The sequence below is a fragment of the Rhodoflexus caldus genome (assembly GCF_021206925.1).
Taxonomy (GTDB): domain Bacteria; phylum Bacteroidota; class Bacteroidia; order Cytophagales; family Thermoflexibacteraceae; genus Rhodoflexus; species Rhodoflexus caldus.
In genome coordinates this window covers 1-527 of record NZ_JAJPRF010000040.1, presented here as the reverse complement: position 1 = coordinate 527, position 527 = coordinate 1, and the positions used below count along the sequence as shown (strand labels likewise).

Annotated in this window: 1 protein-coding gene; it reads right to left on the bottom strand. The window is 45.7% G+C overall.

From position 1 onward, the window contains the following. The coding region (locus NDK19_RS16860) for a hypothetical protein (RefSeq protein ID WP_250633077.1) at positions 1 to 527 on the bottom strand (527 nt) is incomplete at both ends.

Here is a 527-nt window from a genome sequence, read left to right as displayed (position 1 = left end):
CGCTCTTTGAAATCTTTATCGCGCTTGCTGTACTGCTCTTTCATAAAAGACTGAAACTTGCGCAGCACTTGGTGCATATCAAGGCTGTCATCGTCTTTGATAAATTGACTGCCTACATAGTTGACGGTTTCCGGCTGTTTTTCCTCAATTCGTCGGGCAATGAGGTAGGCATATATGCGCTGTTCGTAAATGCGGTTGTGAATAGCCACGCCTCCCCGCACTTCCTTGAAAATGCCGTACATCCGTCCTAAGCGCGTCAAAGCTGCATCGGGACTGAACGGGATAAACTCTCCGTCTATCAGCACCCGACAGACCATGTTGTATAAATCTTGGTTGTTTTCCAGATTCTTAATCAGGCTGTCAAAGTTGGTATTGTTCTCTTCTTTGAGCAACAGTTGCACGGCGGCTTCCAAATCATCCAATGTCCAACGGCTTTTGTCTGCCTTTTGGGGCAGAATTTTTTCAGCAATTATTTTGCAAAGTTTGGACACCAAAAACGGATAGCCCGACGTGTAGTAGTACAACCT